The 20,632-nt window shown below is 38.0% G+C and carries 10 protein-coding genes; 8 read left to right on the forward strand and 2 right to left on the reverse strand.

All coding sequences use genetic code 11. From position 1 onward, the window contains the following. Together gatC and ABJQ32_18600 are read right to left on the reverse strand one after the other, a co-directional pair. A complete protein-coding gene (gene gatC / locus ABJQ32_18595; GenBank protein MEP5291672.1) occupies positions 1-288 on the reverse strand; it encodes an Asp-tRNA(Asn)/Glu-tRNA(Gln) amidotransferase subunit GatC in 288 nt (95 codons plus the stop codon). 16 nt (positions 289-304) lie between these two features. Beyond that, entirely contained in the window at positions 305-910 is a 606-nt protein-coding gene (locus ABJQ32_18600; GenBank protein ID MEP5291673.1) for a lysophospholipid acyltransferase family protein, read from the reverse strand. A gap of 248 nt (positions 911-1,158) precedes the next feature. On the opposite strand from ABJQ32_18600, the gene ABJQ32_18605 reads away from it, so the two are divergent. The 8 genes from ABJQ32_18605 (at position 1,159) to ABJQ32_18640 (ending at position 20,423) form a co-directional block, all read left to right on the forward strand. Further along, the gene (locus ABJQ32_18605; protein MEP5291674.1) at positions 1,159-2,085 is read left to right on the forward strand and encodes an ATP-binding cassette domain-containing protein; all 927 of its coding nucleotides are present in this window, start codon (positions 1,159-1,161) and stop codon (positions 2,083-2,085) included. A gap of 21 nt (positions 2,086-2,106) precedes the next feature. Then, positions 2,107-3,405: an ABC transporter permease gene (locus ABJQ32_18610; GenBank protein ID MEP5291675.1), complete on the forward strand. Its 1,299-nt coding sequence runs from the start codon at positions 2,107-2,109 to the stop codon at positions 3,403-3,405. A gap of 66 nt (positions 3,406-3,471) precedes the next feature. Continuing rightward, the gene (locus ABJQ32_18615) at positions 3,472-4,689 is read left to right on the forward strand and encodes an ATP-binding protein (protein ID MEP5291676.1); all 1,218 of its coding nucleotides are present in this window, start codon (positions 3,472-3,474) and stop codon (positions 4,687-4,689) included. A gap of 160 nt (positions 4,690-4,849) precedes the next feature. Next, positions 4,850-7,765: a CHAT domain-containing protein gene (locus ABJQ32_18620; GenBank protein MEP5291677.1), complete on the forward strand. Its 2,916-nt coding sequence runs from the start codon at positions 4,850-4,852 to the stop codon at positions 7,763-7,765. A gap of 59 nt (positions 7,766-7,824) precedes the next feature. Next, positions 7,825-11,040: an RHS repeat domain-containing protein gene (locus tag ABJQ32_18625; protein ID MEP5291678.1), complete on the forward strand. Its 3,216-nt coding sequence runs from the start codon at positions 7,825-7,827 to the stop codon at positions 11,038-11,040. A gap of 25 nt (positions 11,041-11,065) precedes the next feature. Beyond that, the gene (locus ABJQ32_18630; GenBank protein MEP5291679.1) at positions 11,066-17,941 is read left to right on the forward strand and encodes a DUF6443 domain-containing protein; all 6,876 of its coding nucleotides are present in this window, start codon (positions 11,066-11,068) and stop codon (positions 17,939-17,941) included. Between the two features lie 537 nt (positions 17,942-18,478). Then, a complete protein-coding gene (locus ABJQ32_18635; protein MEP5291680.1) occupies positions 18,479-19,021 on the forward strand; it encodes a transposase in 543 nt (180 codons plus the stop codon). Between the two features lie 277 nt (positions 19,022-19,298). Further along, the gene (locus ABJQ32_18640) at positions 19,299-20,423 is read left to right on the forward strand and encodes a hypothetical protein (protein MEP5291681.1); all 1,125 of its coding nucleotides are present in this window, start codon (positions 19,299-19,301) and stop codon (positions 20,421-20,423) included. The last annotated feature ends 209 nt before the right edge of the window (positions 20,424-20,632 follow it).

Raw genomic sequence — 20,632 nt, forward strand, 5'->3', positions numbered from 1 at the left:
TTACTTAATCACTTTGGGAACACGAAAATATTCAGAATCATGTTTTGGAGCATTTTTTAGTGCTTTTTCTCTTGTTAGGTGCTCTTCCTTCTTGTCTACTCTGAAGGAATTTATCTCTAGAGACATATTAGTAAGAGGCTCTACATTATCAGTATCTATTTCTTTTAGTTGATCAACCCAGTTTACCATTTTCTGTAGATCGCTAATCATCTGCTCTTCTTGAGATTCATTGAAGTCTAATCTTGCCAGATGAGCTGTTTTTCTTACTATTTCTTTTGTGATTTTCATTGAATGAAAGTTAATGCTAGGAGGATTGAACCTCAATTAGTTCTGCTTGAATGACACGAAAAACATCATCTTTAAGTTTTCTCGCCGCGTCATCACAATCTCTATCTGGCCAAATGGGTGTATGATAAATAATACGACATTTTTTTCTTCGAATGTTCAGAAGGTCATCGTCATTTAAAATGAAGAAGTTATCTGGTAATGTAACAGGAATGATTGGAACGTTATTTTCAGCAGACAGTTTGAAAGCGCCATCTTTGAAATCGGCCATCTCTGGATATTCCTTTAATCTAATTCCTCCTTCTGGAAAAAAGCCAAGATTAAATCCATGGTTTAGTTCTTCCCGTGCTTTTTGCAAACTAAGCGCTCTACTTCTATAACTTGACCTGTTTACTGTTATGTGAAGTCTGTTATACATGAAACCAAACAGAGGAATCTTTCCTAGACTACTTTTTCCCACAAATTTGAATGGTACAGGGGTAAGACCCATTGCGGGAATGTCTAGATAGGAAAAGTGATTAGCACAAAAAATATACTGTTGTTTCTTGTCTATCTTAAACTTCCACTCTTTTTTGATAGGTAGAAAAATCAGCGTAGTTGAACAAATAGCCCATAAATAGTTCATCTTCAATGCAATTCTATGCATTGATCTGAAAGGAACACAGATGATCAAAGGAATGATGAAAACACAGAAAAAAATGGCGATAGATACTATTGCCCAGCAAGAATACAAACGTCTTAAAATCATGTTGCCGGTTAGGTATACAATTAAGCCACTAAATTAGTCGCAAAATCCAGTCAGGAGAAAAAAATGATTGACTGTGTAATATTTTAATAGTTTCGTGAACCAATGTAATAAAAAACAGAATCACTGTGAGCCTTTTAAAAGTAGAAAACATAAGTAAATCCTATAGCGAACACAAGGCATTGTCCAATGTGAGTATGGAGATTCCTGAGAAGACAATTTTTGGACTTCTCGGACCAAATGGAGCTGGTAAAACAACTCTCATTCGAATAATTAATCAAATCATTGAAGGAGATGAGGGATCCATTCTTTTTGATGGGGTACCACTAAACCTGGAACATATCCGGAATATAGGTTACTTGCCAGAAGAGCGGGGACTTTATAAAAAGATGAAAGTTGGTGAGCAACTTGTTTATCTAGGGCAACTCAGAGGTCTTTCTATGAAAGAATCCTCTCAAAGAGGAAAAGCCTGGTGTCAAAAGCTGAATATCATCGATTGGTGGAGTAAGAAAGTTGAGGATCTATCAAAAGGGATGGCTCAAAAAATCCAATTTATAGCTACAGTAATGCACGAACCCAAGTTGATTATTTTAGATGAACCATTTTCTGGATTTGATCCGGTAAATGCGAACCTCATCAAAGATGAAATTCTGGAGTTACGTGAAAAGGGCTCAACAATTATTTTTTCTACCCACAGGATGGAATCTGTAGAGCAGTTGTGTGACCATGTAGCTATGATTCATAATTCGGAAAAAATTCTAGATGGATCAAAGGTTGATATAAAAGAAAAATTCAGAGATGGTACTTACTATGTTGAGTACAGAGAAGGTGAAGTGAAGTCCGGAACTGGTTTTGAGCTGGTAAGTACTGAAGAGCTGGGTAGAGGCTTGAAAAAATCACTGGTTCAATATTCGTCTGGTAGCAATCCAAATGATTTACTGAAGCAGCTAATAGGGCAGGTAGAAATACATTCATTCGTCGAGCGAATTCCAAGCATGAATGACATCTTTATTTCTCTTGTCAAAGGAGAAGATCCAGAACTAGTACAAGCCTAATTCACCAAAAAAGATAATAAGATGAATAAGATATTTTTAGTAATACAGCGAGAATTTATGAGTCGAGTAAAGAAGAAATCTTTCTTGCTTGTAACCATTCTCGTGCCATTGATATTCCCTGCGATCATTATAGGCATGGTTTATCTCAAGGAAGAAAGTGAGAAGAATAAAGAACAAGAAGTCATTCAGCTTTTGAATGAAAGTGACATTGTAAAATTCGAAGATTCTGAACGATATAAATATGTCGCGGTAGATGGGCCTATTGATTCTGCCAAACAGCGATTTACTAAATCGAATGATTTTGCGTTGATCTATGTCCCTGATGTAACAATAGAAGACCCAAGTGGGGTAGTTTTTTATGCGAAGACCACCCCGGGAGTGACTTTGGTAAGAGGATTTGAAAGGCAGATTGAATCTCAAATCAGGGAATTGAAACTAACTAAGGCGGGACTAACAAATGATCAATTGGATCAGCTCAAGACGGATGTCACAATTGCTTCATTTAATTTAACAGAGACAGGTGACGAGTCAAAGAGTAGTGCGAAATCTACTTTTTGGATCAGCTATGTCATGGGATTTTTGATCTACATCTTCTTGTTTGCCTATGGTTCACAAGTAATGCAAGGTGTAATTGAAGAAAAGAGTAGTAAGATCGTTGAAGTTATTATTTCAACTGTGAGGCCTTTTCACATGATGATTGGAAAAGTTGTAGGCGTTGCTTCTGTCGGAATTGTGCAATTCGTGATTTGGATGGTCTTGATGGGAGTTGTCTGGACTGCAGCTAGCTCGTTTTTAGGGCTTGATCCGGCGCAGGCACAAGCTCAGACATCAGGTATTTCTGCTGAGGCGCAAGCAGCTCAGTCCAATGAAATTCTTGAGATGTTGACTGAAGTAAATTGGACAAAGATTGTATTACTTTTTCTTTTCTATTTTCTAGGAGGATATTTATTGTACGGAGCACTTTTCGCAGCAGTAGGTTCTGCGGTTGATACTCCTGCAGATGCACAGCAGTTTATGATGCCAATAATGCTACCTATAATCATAAGCTTGATGGGGCTATTCATGTTTGTATTTGAAGAACCAGATGGAGCTGTGAGTTTTTGGCTTTCCATTATTCCATTTACATCACCCATTGTTATGATGGGACGGATAGGATTCGGAGTACCGGCTTGGGAGATAGCATTAAGCATGGTTCTACTTATCGGTGGATTTATTTTCACGCTATGGTTAGCAGGAAGAATCTATCGAATTGGTATCCTTATGCACGGTACTAAGGTTAATTATAAAGTACTAGCTAAGTGGTTAATGCAGAAGAATTAAAGTGATCGTGGTTATTTTTAACCCTGACGAATATTCACATTGTCAGGATAAACCAAACGATCACTTTTGAAAAAGAATTTTAGAAAAGCTACTGGCAATACGTTAGCCCCACTACGTCCCCATTTAAAATGGGTAGTAGTGGGGTTTGCTATTTTAATAAGTGCAGGATCAATTTTTTACACGAATAATCTTGTAGAACAACTCCGTGATCGCGAACAACGACAAATTGAGATCTATGCTAGTTCATTGGAATTTTTAGCGAATGAAAGCGAGAATGTAAATTTCTTTTTGATACTTGATGAAATTGTAGCTGCTAACTATTCAATACCGGTGGTTCTAACAGATGAAGAAGAGAATCCTGAAGATTTTAGAAACTTAGATCTTGCTACAAATATTTCTGATGGAAAGAAGAGATCAGAATTTTTGCGATCCGAGATTGAAATTATGAAGGAAGCTCATCCGCCAATTAAGGTTACACTGAAAGATGATGAGGATAATATCTACGGATATAAGTTTATCTTTTATAAAAATTCTTTCCTTCTAAGTCAACTTCGATTCTATCCTTATGTACAGCTTTCAGTAATTGGGCTGTTTGGAGTTATAACGTTCCTGATTTTGAGTTATATCAAAAGAGTAGAACAAGATCGAGTTTGGGTTGGACTAGCGAAGGAAACAGCTCACCAGTTAGGAACTCCTCTTTCATCTTTAATGGCTTGGTCAGAGTACTTTAAAGACTTATATCCTGACCAGATGGATACACTCCTAGAATTTGATAAAGATGTTGATAGGCTGAAGGTAATTACAGATCGCTTTTCAAGTATAGGGAGCGAGCCCCAGCTATCTAATCAGAACATTGCTGATACAGTGGATGAAATTGTAACTTATCTCCAGAAGAGGTTATCTACAAAAATTAGTATGACGGTCTCTACCTTCCCTAACAGAAATATTGAAGCAAAAATCAACCAATCCTTATTCGCATGGGTCATTGAAAATTTGTGTAAGAATGCGGCCGATGCAATGGAAGGAAAGGGCTCTATAACCATCAATATACTTCGTGCCAATGAAGGCCGAGTGGCAATTGATATTCAGGATACAGGAAAGGGAATTCCGAAATCTAAGGTTAAAAACGTGTTTCGCCCTGGATACACTACTAAAAAGCGAGGTTGGGGACTAGGGTTAACATTAGCTAAACGAATTATAGAGCAATATCATCAAGGCAAGATTTTTGTAAAAGAATCTGAGATTAATAGGGGAACTACCTTTCGAGTTTATCTATCTAACTAGGCACGAATAAGATTGTGCAGCACTTCCCAAAAAACTTAATCAACTGATTTGCTTGATGAATAGATACTTTGCATGGATTTACATATTTCTTTTTATTAGTCCCTTGCTCTTAATTGGACAGAGAGGATATATACCAAGCTATATACAAATTATTGATAGTATGAAAATAGAGCTCCCAAAGGCTCAAACAGATTCAGCAAGAATTCGAATTTTGTTGGACCTTGTCAATAAGTGCTACACGCTAAACAGACAAACAGAAAGTACTGATTATTTGAATAAGGTTGAGAAACTGCTAAAAAGTACTGATTACTCAGATGGTATGGTTAGATTCTGTTCAAGTAAATTCAGATACGAGTTTACCATTGCGAATCAATGGGACTCTGCCTTATTTTTTGCTCATAAAGGGCTTGCTACTTTAGAAAAGTATCCAGAAAAATCGCATCCTTCATGGTATCCTACTTTTTGGGTAGGAATAGGATTAATACACAAAAACTTGCAAGAACATGATTCCGCTTTCAAGTATTACAATAAGGTAGTAGAATGGCCCAATAAGGATATCTATAGCATGTATCGTATTAATAATGCTCTTGTTAATCTCAAAAACTTGCATATTAAACTAGGTAACAAAAGAGCTGCTCTTAAATATGCGAATAAATGCTTGGAGAGCGCAAAAAATATTGATGATCCCACAACTATTTTAGGAGCTTATGATGGCTTGGCCAAAGCATATTATTCTGCAGGTATGTATGAAAAATCGATGAACCTCATTGATCAAGTCATGAATGAATATAGACTGGATAGCCTAGCTTATGCTTCTAAAATTCATTCATTATATGGCGATAGAGGAAATTGTTTGGTGATGATGCAAGATTATGCGAATGCTATTGAGAATTTTAAAGTAGAACTGCGGTACATTAAAAATGTATTTGGAGAATTACACCCTCAATCCTACCGTCCCTTAAACTCATTGGCTGGAGCATATAGAAGGGCTAATGTTCTGGATAGCGCATCAAACTATTTCAAGAAAATATTAAGCATTCGTTTTGATCCGAATGATAAAAGGAAATTAAGTGCAATTGTAAATTTGGGACGAATTGCTGTAGCAAAAAAAGATTATAAGACGGCAGAAAAATATTTCAAAAAAGCTAAAGAATTTGAATCCAAAGACCCTTCAGCCCTATCGTCTATCCAATCTGCATTGGCACAGATGTATACTCAAACGGGTGCCATTGACAAGGCAATCCATCATGGAAAGTTATCAATCATTCAAAATAGGGAAGATTCAGTTCGCATGGGTTTCAATAAATTGGCTAAGGCATGGTCCAATATTTCACAATTAGATAAACTAGCGTCTCTTTATGAGATTAAGTATGAAAGAGATAGTCAGACAGAAAGCCTAAGTGATGCAATGAACTACTATTCATTGGCGGATAGCTTATTGACTGATCTAAGATCTACAATAACATCTCAGGATGATGAAATTGATTTCAACACCCTTTTCGAAAGTACCTACACAGGAGGAATAAGAGTAGCTCATAGACTATATCAAAAAACAAGAGAACCCTATTACATTGAACAAGCCTTCTTCTTTGCTGAAAAATCAAAATCTTCAGTGCTTTTCAACTCATTGTTGAGAAGAGAAAAAATGAGTTTTTCTGGAATTCCAGATAGCTTAATTGCTCTAGAACAAAGCTTAAAGAGCAGTATACTATTTTATAAGAATAAACTAATAAATAAGGCCATTCTCACTTCAGAAAAAATTCAAAAGTATGAGTCCAAGTTATTGAATCATCAGACTAAACTAGAGGAGCTAATATTGAATTTCAGAGAAAAATATCCGGAATATTATAATACTTTTCATCATGATGAATTTTTGTCGATTACAGGTGTTCAAGGAAAGTTAGGAAAGAATGAGACTGCTTTAGAGTTTAGTATAGATGGTGATTCACTTTTTACTTTTATTGTTTCGAGCAAAGATTTTAAGGTATTAAAGACTGGAATTCCATCAGAACTGGACTCCATAGTTTCACTTCATAAAAATTCACTTTCTTCTTTGAAAGAAACCTTTAATCACTCAATCTATGGAGGTAAGCTCTATGAAATACTTATAGCACCACTAAAGGGACATTTGAATACTGAAGAGTTAGTAATAATCCCGGACGGTATTTTATGGCATGTCAACTTCGAACTACTCCAATCCAATTTTGGTGAAGGTAGTCAAGCTAAGTATATGCTATATGATCATGCAATTAGTTATGCTAATTCTTTGAATCAGTTATTTCTGCATAATGATAAAGATGATTATTATGTAAAAGAAGGTGTGCTAGCTTTTTCATATTCAAACGGAGACTTGACAAGAGGTCAAGCAATAGATTTAGAAAGACTTAGGGATGCTGATTCTGAGTTGCCAGGTACTTCCAAGGAGATACGAGAAATTGCCAATTTGATGCCTGGTTCTTACTATTATGGAGAAGCTGCAGATGAAAAGAATTTCAAGGAACAAAGTGCTGACTATGCTATTCTACATCTTGCATTGCATGGCGAAATCGATAATGAAGATCCTAATAAGTCCAGGCTTAGGTTTTTTGAATCAAAAACAGACACATTAGAAGATAATTATTTGCATGTATATGAGCTATACGAAATGGATTTGGATGCAAAACTTGCAGTATTAAGTGCTTGCAATACCGGAATAGGACAGTTAGAAAAAGGAGAGGGGATCATGAGTCTTGGGAGAGCCTTTCAATATGCTGGTGCAGAAAGCTTGCTAATTAGCAATTGGCCGTTAGTTGATGAGATGGCTCCTGGACTTGTGAAGGAATTTTACAAAAACCTGAAGGAAGGCATGTCAAAAAGTGAAGCTTTAAGACAGGCAAAGATCACCTACCTTGAGTTCAGCAACTCTAGCTTTTCTCATCCATACTTTTGGGGTGCTTTTGTTGTGATTGGGGATAACTCTCCTATGTTTAAGGGAAGGTCATACAGTGGGATTTTTGTTTTGGTCTTGGTCACTTTTTCCCTGTTTGTATTTCTCTTCTTGATATATAAACTTAAAAAAACAAGGAAGTTAAATTAAGAAGGAACATTTAAGGTACTTGTGCAATAAAGGGTAGTTAAATACAACTCTTTAGACTTATGCATTATTCATTTTGCTTTGGAATTTCATCACGTATTATTCTTCGTTTTTCCCTTCTGTTTAGTTCGTTCCTTACATTTGGTCAAGGCCCAGAAGATCAACAAGGAATAGAAAGCATTGATAATACGGTAAATATTGTTCCTCCCTCTCCGACTGCAGCATCACTGGGTAAATACGGAGAATACAAGGTTGGAGGAAGCACCGGAGTCCCTTCCATTTCAATTCCACTATTTGATGTCAAGGGAACCTCAATGTCAATCCCCATTTCGTTGAGCTACCATGGTTCCGGCGTGCGTGTCGATGATATCGCATCATGGGTTGGCATGGGCTGGTCGTTGAATGCGGGAGGAGTGATTACCCGTAACATTGTCGGATATCCGGATGAGAGTAGTAAGGGACTGTTCACTCTTTACAAGAGCTTTGAGTTTAACCCACCAATCTATGATGACACACACTATAACCTAGGTTGGGACATGTTGTATCGACTGTCTTCTGGTCTGTTCAAAGGAGAACCCGATACGTACTCATATAATTTCCTTGGTTATTCGGGCCAGTTCTATATAGATCACAATGAGGTAATCCACCATTTCAGTGATACAGATTTAGCTTTTTCAAGAGTCATTAATTCAAACGGTGAAATACCTCAGTTTAAAGTAGTGGTCGGTGATGGAACTACCTTGGTTTTCTCCGCCGTAGAGTATGCTAGTTACGACACAGGAGAGCAATCATCATACTCTGATGAATCTGCATGGTATGTTACTAGTATCACAAAAGGTGATGATACGTTCAGTTTTAACTACAGAGATGAAGGAATTAATGAAGGCTATAGCTGTAGTGAGGTTGGAGTGGCAAGAACACTACCTGCGGTTTGTATTCAAGGTTTTGAGAGAAAGATTGTAGAAGGAGGTATTGCATCAAAACAATCAAAGAAACTCACCTCTATTGAAGGTCCGTTCGGTACAGCAGTTTTCCATGCGACAGAAGCAAGGCTTGATTTACCAGGAGGTAAGAGATTAGAAACAATCACTTATCAGGACCAAGAGATCAACCTTCGGGCTCACTATACAGAAGGCTCATATGCAAGATCTATTAACTGTATTAATCTTGTCCCCGGGGCAGCAGGCTTAGGAATACGAGAGCGACTTTTCTTGGATGAAGTAGAGATTTCAGCAGGAACTAATAAGAAAAAATATTTTCTAGAATATGATAATCCTGATGGATTACCTCCCACAAAAGCATTTGATAAAGATCATTGGGGATATTTCAATGAGGCAAAGAATTATACATTGCTGCCCAAATCAGAATACTTTGAAAGTGGAGGAAATAGAGATGCCAATCCAGAAACAATGGGCTATGGCATGCTCAATAAAATTACCTACCCAACAGGCGGATTTACTAAATTTGATTGGGAGCCAAATAGAAAAACAGAAAGCATCACAGGGGAAGTGGAAACTTGCTCAAACCTCGTATCTGAAATTTTCAGTCATGACGATCCTAATCCATTTAGAGCCTACGAAGTAAGATCTTGGGAAATAGATATAGAAAATATTACCAAGCTAAAGTTTTGGTTAAATGTGGGGTTTGCATACGAAGTTGAAAGTGAACCGGGAGATATACTGTTGGAAATCAGGCAAGGTGATAACCCTTCGATTTATAAAAGGAATTTTGAACCAGATGACACAGAACCTGATTCGGTTATGAATGTCGCTCCTGGAGTCTACACTATTAGTCTAAAGAACAGATCTCCGCTTTTGGATCAGGTAAGGTTTGTTCTGGATAAATGTCATTCGGAAGTCAGAACTTATCCAGAGCATACATACTATGGAGGTCTGAGAGTTGATAAAGTAACAAACTATTCTTCCGAAACAGATGAATTTAACTCTATATCCTATGATTATGGTCGAGTCACATCATCTAGATCAATTAATGATGCCAGTTATCTAAGAACGATTAGGAAAATATGCGAGTCTGCGCCAGGAGTGCCGCCAGTGGAAGCCATTTCAAGAAAACGGCACTCAAATACTGTTAATCAATTTTCAACTAGTGTGACCTACGATTTAATACATGAAATTTTCCTAGATGGAAGCCAAAACCTATATAGATATGATCAGACACAAGATGTTTTTGCAGGAAACGGGTACACTAGGACGCTTATTCAAGATCAATCATGGAAAAGAAATCTCCTACTTGAATTTAGGAGTATTAACAGTGATGGAGTGACGGTATCTAGTAAGCAAAGTCAATACAGTTTCATTAGAAAAAATATTTATCACGGAATCAAAGTGGATATTATTTCTTGGTACCCCTTAAATCTCGGAAATTCTGATCATGAATATGGTATTGGTCTTATTGATATTTATTCGGATTGGGCTCGACTAGATTACACGATAGAGACAACTAACTACCCATCAGGCAGTGTGTCATCTAGGACAGATTATGAATATTTTCATCCAGATTTTCATTTAAAGCCAAATAAGATCTCATTAAAGAGAAGTGATGGCGGTAGCGCATCAACTGTTATTCTATATCCTAGAAATTATTCAAATGACGATGATGAGTGGAATTCTTTGAAGCAATTTTATTTTGAAAAACCTATCGAATCTGTCTCATACTTGTCCAATGAAAATGACATCATTGGAGGTGTACTTCTTGACTACAACCCAAATGGAACGCTAAAAAGCCAATCAAAAATTGATTTAAATGAGTCCATTGAAAAATCATCTTTCCTGTTTTCGAATGGCAATACTGATCCTAGCGAAATAGGCCTCTTTTCTAAAAAAACTCACTATGTAGGAACTGAAGCTAACATAGCATACGATGGGTATAGACTGAAAAACGTTTTGGATCGCTCTGGCGTACCCATTACTTATCTATGGGGGTATGGAAACAGGTATCCAATAGCAAAAATTGAAAATATTACTTCTGACGATTTAAATACACTTGTTGGAAACTGGAGAGTAGAGCAACTAAAAAACTCCTCAGATAACAATTTTATCCGATCACAGCTTTCCACAGTAAGAAACCTTTTACCTCTAAAATCGCAAATGACTTCATACATATACAAGTATGGCATTGGAGTAGCTGAGATATCAGACCCAAATGGGAGAACGGCAACATTTAGTTATGATGATTTTGGGAGGCTTACTGCTGTAACAGATCATGAAGGCAATCTCATCACTGAGTACGAGTATTTGTACGCATTAGAAACAGAATAATCACCACTTTCTAAAGAAATTAATTATGAAAATGTTCAAACTCGTATTGAAAGTATTGACTATTGGTCTGCTTTTTTTGATAAGCTCGTATTCCCATGCCCAGCAATGTCAGGGTGTAAGTTCCTGTCCTCCAGGAGATGATTGTGGCCTAATTACTTCCTATAGAGATGCTGATGGTGACGGAAAAGGCGATCCAAATGTGTCATTAACATGCATTAATATTCCTGGCGGTTATGTATCCAATGATGATGATTGCGATGATTCTAACGCATCTGTATGGAATACTTGTTGTACTAAAAAGAAGTGGTATCGGGATGCAGATAATGACAACTATGGACATGCGAGTATACATGTTTGGAATTGCACAAGACCCAGTGGCTATGTTGCCAATAATCTAGATTGCAATGATGGAAACTCGTCTATAACATTGGCTAGGAATTGGTATATAGATTCTGATGGTGATGGTAAAGGGGCAGATGCTTCGTCATCCTTTCATCAAAATCTGCCTCCGGGTGAATTAGGGACAATCAGAATAGTGGATTGTTCACAACCTTCTGGTTATGTTGCTAATAATAGTGATTGCAATGATCTTGATGGGAATGTTCAAGGATATGAATGGGCATATGATAGTGATGGTGATGGATTCGGAGATCCTAACAATACCTATTTTGGATGCGACGGTGGATCTAGTTATGTATTGAATAAAACAGATTGTAACGATAATTCGGCAGTAATTAATCCAAATACGAAATGGTATAAAGATGCTGATGGCGATGGCTATTCAGATGGAACTGTAGTCACTCAATGCAATAGACCAACTAACTATTTTCTGGCCAGTGAATTAACACAAACGTCTGGCGATTGCAATGATGATCCTCAAAATAGTGGATCCGACATTAACTTGGCGGTGAAATGGTATAAAGATCAAGATGGTGATGGTTATTCGGATGGAACTACAGTTACTCAATGCAATAGACCTAATCATTACTTTAAAGAAAGCGAGCTGACTCAAATATCCGGAGATTGTGCAGATAACGATGAAACTCGGAACCCTGAAACTATTTGGTATGAGGATGATGATAAGGATAGCTTTGGAAATCCGAATAGAACTCGAGTACAATGCGCTAACCCTACCACTCTTGAAGATCATTGGGTAAGGAATGCAAATGACTGTAATGATACAGATGGGCATGGACCCCCCACATGGTATTTGGATAATGATGGAGATGGCTATGCGGGATATAGTACAATAACTCAATGCAATCGACCTTCCAATGGATTTACTTCTCCTTCAGATTGTGACGATGAAAATACCTCTATCACTACAGAGAGAATCTGGTTCATTGACAATGATGGTGACGGACAAGGTGCAGACTTAAGTTCCCCTTTCCATCAGGGACTACCTTCAAGTGAGTTGGGGACGGTCACGAAGACTGATTGTGACCAACCTAATGGATATGTAGCAAATAATACAGATTGCAACGATTTCGATCAAAACGTTCAACAAACACTTTGGGCATATGATGGCGATGGCGATACATTTGGAGACCCTAACAATACGTATGTAGGTTGCGGTTCTGATGGGTATGTAGCTAATACAGATGATTGTGATGATTCTTCTACGGCTATTAATCCCAATACTCGCTGGTACAAAGATGGTGATGGTGATGGGTATTCAAACGGGACTTCAATTACTCAATGTGGTCGACCGAATAACTATTATCTAGCAAGTGAGCTTACTGCAACCTCTGGAGATTGTAACGATAATAATTCCAATATAATATCATCGACTACTTGGTATAGGGATGGAGATGGAGATGGATTGGGAAATTCTAACAATACAACAACAAGCTGTACTCAACCATCCGGATTTGTGCTGACAGGAGGTGATTGTGATGATCATGATGCTTCTATTAGAGGAAGAGTAAGATGGTATGAAGATGCGGATGAAGATGGATTTGGAAACCCAAATGGTCAAACGTTAGTGCGATGTACAGCACCACAATCTCCAGAAGGGGATACGCAATGGGTAAGAAACAATCAAGACTGTGATGATACAGATGGACAAGGGCCTCCAGAGTGGTATGTGGATATAGATGGAGATGGAGCAGCGGGAAATTCCTCTATGAGAGCATGTACTCAACCGCCAAATACTTACTCATCATCAACAGATTGTGATGACAGAGACCCAAATGTGATTGGACCAAGAACATGGTATGTAGATAATGACGGAGATGGATTAGGAGCTAATATGAACTCAGAAAGAAATCTGAATCTACCTCCAAGCGAAATTGGTGAACCAACGAAGATTAGTTGTGATAAACCCCTCGGCTATGTAGATAATAATCTGGATTGTTATGATATCGACCCAAATATTCAAGCTTCGCTAGCAGGGACTTATTACCATGATGCGGATGGTGATGGATTTGGTGATGCTTCAACTGCCATGAATTCTTGCGAACCACTCGAAGGCTATGTGACGAATGGAGATGATTGTGATGACAATGAGATTTCAGGTTTTGAGATCAATCCAAGGACGAAATGGTATAAGGATAGAGATGGGGATGGGTTCTCAGATGGGATTTATGACATGGGCTGTAATCGCTCCGCTAATTTTTTCTACCTGCCATCAGAACTGGAAGCAACGCAAGGAGATTGCGATGATGACAATCCGAATATCAATCGCATCATTTGGTATAAAGATCAAGACAATGATAACCTTGGAGACCCCAGCACATTCACATATAATTGTAATCAACCTGAAGGATATGTATCCAATAAACATGATGAATGCCCAAACTATGCAGGGGAAGGGAATGGCTGTCCAGATTTTGGAATCAATTACATCAAAACACGTACAGCAAGAGTAGCTGGAGTAGCTATTAATGATATTAAAAGCAGACCTATTGATGAGGTGACTTTATCAACGATATACTTTGATGGCTTGGGCAATAACCTTCAGCAGGTGACCAGGGCAGCCTCACCACTTGCTCATGATATCGTGATTCCTTTTGCATACGACGATCTAGGGAGAATGGAAAAAGAGTATTTGCCATATGTAGCCTCGTCTGCTACAGGAGCCTATCAAATCAATGCCTTAAATGAGTCCTATCTAGAGAGCGACCAGTATCAATTTTATCAAACCACTCCAGGTATAGCGCATGATCCTATGCCTTATGCTCAAAAACGATTCGAAAACTCGCCTCTAAGTAGGGTGCAAGAACAAGCCGCCCCTGGGCAGGCATGGCAGGTGGGAGGAAAATCAGTAAAGATGGGGTATGATACCAATACCGGTTTAGAAGTCATTCTTTGGAATAATGATGATTTCGAAAATCTCACTGGGTCTTTTTACAAACCAGGTGAGCTAATGAAGATCAGTATTACAGATGAAGATGGCAATGAAACGATCACTTTTACTGATAAAAAAGGACAGGTAATCCTTAATAGATCTGCAGTAGAAGAAGGAGTATGGGCAGATACCTATTATATATATGACAACTATGGTCGTCTGCGAGTGGTACTTCAGCCAGAGGCAATAAAAATGATCAATGAAAATCTGAATGATTTTCAGACGGAAGGCTATGAAGTGATTACTGATGATTATTACATCACTTCGGATGATGTAAATAAGAAGTTTCTCTATGTTGACGGTGTTACGGTAAAAATTACACCTAGAATTCGTATTACTCCAGAATTTAGATTAAAAGAAATTGATGTAACTCTTTCTCAAGATGCACTGGAATTATGGGCCTTCCAATATCACTATGATGGTCGTCATCGCATGATTGAGAAAAAAGTGCCAGGTGCAGATTGGGTCTATATGGTTTATGACCGTTGGGATCGTTTGGTTTTGACGCAAGATGGAAATCAGCGCGAAAATAGTGAGTGGCTTTTTACTAAGTACGATGAGTTGAATAGGCCAGTTATCGCAGGAATAGCTAGTATGGGTGGCTCTTTAGACCAAATCAGAAATGATGTGAAAAATGGAGAGAACAGGTATGAGGAGAAAGGGATCGCACTTCATGGATATACGAATAACGCACTTCCCACTAACTCTGCTATCCAGCAGGTTCATACGGTAACATATTATGATGAATATCCGGAAGGAATGCCTGTTGAGCTCAATGCGAGCTACCCTGCGGATTTCGATGGTGCCATCACGAGTCAATCCTTAAAAGGCCAGTTGACATCATCTAAAACCAACGTACTCGGAGGTGAAGAATTTCTATGGTCATCAACGTACTATGATGAAAAATATCGCCCGCTAAAAGAAGTTACGCAAAACCAATGGGGAGATCCTGAAGTGATCTATTCGGAGTATGATTTTATCGGACAAGTCAAGAAAACAAGGCAGGTACATGACAGTGAAGAATATGCGGAGATCAACGAACGATATGAACACGATCATACAGGTAGACTGCTGAGTCATTTTCATAAACTAAACGAGGAATCAGAAATCCTTTTGGTAGCAAACGAATACAATGAACTAGGGCAGGTATTAGAGAAAAACATTCACAAGAAAGGTGAAGACTTCCAGCAATCTCAAGATTATGCTTACAACATTCGAGGCTGGCTTAAGTCCATCAATGATCCTGGATTAACAGATTTCACTGAGAGTCATAAAGACCTTTTTGGGATGGAGTTGCTATACAATGTTGAAGATGGACCGCTCGGTAATAAATCTCTATTCAATGGAAATATCAGTGCGATGCGTTGGAGCGACTGGTCAGCATTCGGAAGTAATCAATCACGTGCATACAGGTATAAATATGATCAACTCAACCGACTGAAATCGGCAGATCATTTCATAAACAACAATGATGTAAATAAGTATGACGTCTCAGGTTTAAGCTACGATTTGAATGGAAATATTGAAATGCTGAAACGAAGGAATGAATCTACAACAACCTACATGGATGACTTAAGCTACACTTATTCGGGCAATAGGTTGATGATGGTTTCTGATGAAGCAGGAGAGGCTGGTTTCGAAGATGGTAATACTTCTGGAGAGGATTATCAATACGACGCAAATGGAAATATGATTACGGATTTAAATAAAGAAATTTCTTCCATTTCATATAATCATTTGAATCTAGCCGAGCGCATAGATTTTCAAAATGGTGACTATGTTCTCTATAGCTACGATGCAGCTGGGATAAAGATGAGTAAAGAAGCTGTGATCAATGGAGAAAGCTCATTAACAGATTATATAGGCAATTTTATTTATGAAAACGACACCTTGCAATTCATTCAACATGTAGAAGGACGCATTATGCCCTTGAGCGCGGGTCATCCCGGACTTGATTCAGGATCTTCAGAGGGCTGGGACTACCAATACCACCTCACCGATCACTTAGGCAACACGAGACTTACATTCTCCACCACACCAGAGAACTATACCATGGTGGAGACTTTCGAGAGTGGAGAAGAAAATGGGTTTCAAGCTCTTAATCGACTGGTGAATAGCAATGCCAATACTACATCCGGAGGGAATGAGGTGCAGGTTCTTTCGCATTACGGTGAAATTGGGGGAATGATTTTGTTAAATCTTAATAAGGGTGATACGATTCATTTAAAAGTTAATGCTAATTATGAAAATTCAGCATCTGGCAACACCTATTGGGGCATAGATCCATTGGATTTATTTGACTTGGTCGAAGGGACGTATATGGGATTAGAAGGAGCGGTTGATCATTTGGTTGATGAAGATGAGTTTATGTCGGCAATCGGAGGAATGGCAGATAAAAGTGAATCTAGTGATGCTCCAAGAGCATATCTTAACTATATCCTATGGGATGAGGGAATGAACTATGTTTCCTCAGGGTTTCAGCAAATCAATACAGTTGCACAAGGAATCGGCACGACTGAAACGATTGGAATAAGTGATATCATAGCGGATCGGGAAGGGTACATTCTGGCCTACTTGAGTAACGAGAATCAACAACCAATAAATATCCATTTCGACGACTTCACGGTCTATCATGGAAAAACGAACGTCGTGCAAAGTGATGATTACTATCCATTTGGTTTGACGTACAATTCTACAAGTCGAATGGCAAGTGAGCCGCAACATTTTTTGTATAATGGCAAAGAACTTCAGCCAGAAACTGGGTGGGTCGACTATGGTGCCAGGATGCACGATCCAGCTCTGGGGAGATGGTTTAATGTGGATCCATTGGCTGAGGCAATGAGGAGACATTCTCCATACAACTATGCATTCGATAACCCCATCCGGTACATTGATCCCGATGGGATGATGGGAACAGATCCCAATGATGAAAAAGAGCAAGATCCTAATTCTAGGAAAGCTAAGGGTGCTATAGAGATAAGTCTATTTAAGTACTTGGTTGATTATTTAAAAAAACCAGAAGGAGTTCCAGATGAAGTGCCTCTTTTTATTAAAATAACTTTTGATATAACTGAAGAAACAGATGAATCTGGTAATAAGAAAACTGACACCGAAGTGACAGATACAAATGTGGTAGAGACGAAAAATTACAAAATAGGGAGTGTTGTTGTAGAACCAAACAACGATGGCTCTGGAACAGGTAAGATTACTGTTACCGTATTGAATGGCGGAGGCTCAAATGAAGATGGGTCTGGAATTGATTTTAAAGGAGGTTCTTCGGGGCGAAAAGAAATTGAGACCCTGACTCCAGCAAAAGCAGAATTTGTATTGTTCTATCGATTAGGCATTAACAAAGAAGGGAAGGCTCAAGGAGCAGTTTCACAAGATAATCAGCTAAACTTTAGGTTTGAGCAGAGCAAAAATACAGATCATCAATTTACCCCTGGGGATAAGGTGTTGAGACTCGTTTTAGATAAAAGGAAAACATCACATTTTATAATGACTAGATTTAAAAGTGATATTAATAACTATCCAGCACCATTTGAAAATTAGACCCCTATACCCAAATAGCGCTCGTTCAATGTCGTTAAGTTAAGGATTAAAACAGTTATTTATTATTTTTAAGTCATAATAAGAAGCAAGAATTGGGAGCCTGTTTTTTGGATGGGCTTTTTAAAAACACCTAACTAGCGCGGAAGTTACTTCCGTACTTTTCTGTAAAATCTGAAGTACTTGAGAATCAAGAAGCCCCTGCCTTGGTTCGTGTCTTCACGAAACAATATAGGCAGGTTTTTAGTCAGGTTTGTGGAGACACCATAGTCGTTAACTTAGTGAGTATAAACACCTGATTATCAGTTAATTTAGTAAACAACGCATACCCTTCACGGGTAGATTTCAGTTAGTTTTCTCCCAATTTTAGTTGTTTTTAAGAGCGGTTTGTTTGTCCTGCTTCGATTATCAATATCGTCAAAATAGAGGAGAAACAGACTTCCTTAGCCTTGGTTCGTGTCCTCACGAAATTCTAGCTAGCGCTCGTTTGTAACGAGTGCTTATTTATGATTTCTTATTTTGTTTTACTTTGAGTGAGCTATGTCAGAGAAGTATAAATTTCATGAACCATCAGGTATCTATTTTACGACGACCACAGTAGCTTTTTGGGTTGATCTATTTACAAAGCCAGCGTACAAGCATTTGATAGTAGAATCTTTAAGGTATTGTCAAAAAGAGAAAGGGCTGAAAATTCATGCTTGGTGCTTAATGTCATCACATCTACACATGATTATCAGTTCAGAAGACAATGAATTGAGTTCAATTATGGCAGACTTTAAGAAGCATACATCTAAGCAAGTCATAAAAATACTTGATCAAATAAATGAAAGCCGAAAAGAGTGGTTGCTTAGATCATTTTCAAGTGCAGCTCAGAAACTGACTAAAGTGAAAAATTATAAGGTATGGCACGAAGGGAATCATCCTATTTTACTTGATAGCACTCAATTATTAACAGAAAAGCTTGATTATATTCATATGAATCCTGTGGAAGATGAAAGTCTAGATGAGCCTAGCTACTATTGGTACAGTTCTGCAAGGAATTATGAAGGAAAGGTTGGACTAATAAAAGTGGATTTGTTATAATAATGATCAAGCACTCGTTACAAACGAGCGCTATGCCATGCTCCTGAATTGCAAATTCGTCAGGAAATCTTTTTCCTTAGATGTTATGAAGTCTACAAATAGAAATACAATGTAAAGTTTCATATTAATTCATTTCGCATTTTCGAAAATAGGTTAATTAAGATACTCAAACTTTTCAGGAACATTTATCCCCTCTCTGCAATAGATATAGAGTGGTTGGAATGGATGTCTTTCTCATCACTAATACTTATATAATCAACTTACAAAAAGCTTCATAATGAAAAAATCATTGTTTACTCTCATTTTGATTACAATTGTCTTTACAGAATGCTTTTCTCAAACCATCCACCCTGGGAACACAGAAATCCAAGGAGATCTAACCGTAAAGGGGAGATTTTCGACTATCGGTAGTCTGTCAGTACCTATTGATGATTCAGGTTTTGGAACCAGCCCATTATTTGGGTTATTCTATTTCAAATCGTTAGATAATAATCCGCTAAGAACTCGTATGGGTATTAATTACTCCATTAACACATCTAATGGGACTACACAATATGCAGTTAAAGGATCTCTAAAAGCTCCTTTAATTGAGTTAGATGCTCAAGCAGGTTCAATTAGTTTATATGGAGAAAATGGAGCGGGAGCTGATTTTAGAAACCCAGACAACACGTTAAACCTAGGTTTGCATGTAGCGAGTAATGGAAATATAGGAATAGGAACTGCTGATGTAAAATCAAACATACATGTAAGTGGAGGGAATGGTGGTGCCGAATTATTGATTGAAGCGGACAAAGACAATTCTAATGAAATGGATAATCCTTTTATTACACTTTCTCAGGATGGTGGATTTGTGAATGGATATATTGGTATGGTTGGGCTTAAGAATACGGCTCCTCAAATGGAGAAATATGGTAGAGCTATCCGAGATGATCAAGGAGAATGGCACGATAGATCAGACTATGTAGGAACTGAAGATAATTATTTATTGGTAGGTACGAATCAAAAATTTGGGGTTCAACTGGGTACTTACGGGGAAGTGAGAATGACCGTTCATGAAAATGGTAACGTTGGAATTGGAACAAATGAGCCCAACGAAAAACTGGAAGTAAATGGCAGCATTAGAACGAAGGAAATTACCGTAGAGGCATCACCATGGCCAGATTATGTTTTTGAAGATGATTATGACTTGACATCACTGGATGAACTTGCTCAGTTTATTCGAGAAAAAAGCCACTTACCCAATATACCATCAGCAAAAGAAGTAGAAGAGAAAGGAGTTAAGCTTGGCAAAATGAACGCCTTGTTTTTAGAAAAGATTGAAGAACTAACGCTTCATCTTATCTCACAGAACGAAGAAATTAAAAAGCTTAAATCGAGGCTTGAGCAAATCGAAGAAAGGTAGCTTCGTGCCCTTAATTTTTTGGAACAAATACCCATTCTCCGTCTTGGTTCGTTTCCCCTCCGCCTTGGTTCGTGTCCTCACGAAACAAGATAATTGACATTGTTTGAAGGCTTGTGGAGACACAAATCTTGGATTAAGAGAGGCCTGCGATAATGTTGGGTCAAGCATTGGACATCTTTATTCACAAGATAGAGTTCAAGATTATTCCA

It is taken from the genome of Marinobacter alexandrii (assembly GCA_039984955.1).
Lineage (GTDB): Bacteria > Bacteroidota > Bacteroidia > Cytophagales > Cyclobacteriaceae > Ekhidna.

Coding starts and splice junctions, on each gene's coding strand:
- gatC (MEP5291672.1), bottom strand. CDS start 288: ATGAAAATCACAAAAGAAATAGTAAGAAAAACAGCTCATCTGGCAAGA.
- ABJQ32_18600 (MEP5291673.1), bottom strand. CDS start 910: ATGAACTATTTATGGGCTATTTGTTCAACTACGCTGATTTTTCTACCT.
- ABJQ32_18610 (MEP5291675.1), top strand. CDS start 2,107: ATGAATAAGATATTTTTAGTAATACAGCGAGAATTTATGAGTCGAGTA.
- ABJQ32_18620 (MEP5291677.1), top strand. CDS start 4,850: ATGAAAATAGAGCTCCCAAAGGCTCAAACAGATTCAGCAAGAATTCGA.
- ABJQ32_18625 (MEP5291678.1), top strand. CDS start 7,825: ATGCATTATTCATTTTGCTTTGGAATTTCATCACGTATTATTCTTCGT.
- ABJQ32_18630 (MEP5291679.1), top strand. CDS start 11,066: ATGAAAATGTTCAAACTCGTATTGAAAGTATTGACTATTGGTCTGCTT.
- ABJQ32_18635 (MEP5291680.1), top strand. CDS start 18,479: ATGTCAGAGAAGTATAAATTTCATGAACCATCAGGTATCTATTTTACG.
- ABJQ32_18640 (MEP5291681.1), top strand. CDS start 19,299: ATGAAAAAATCATTGTTTACTCTCATTTTGATTACAATTGTCTTTACA.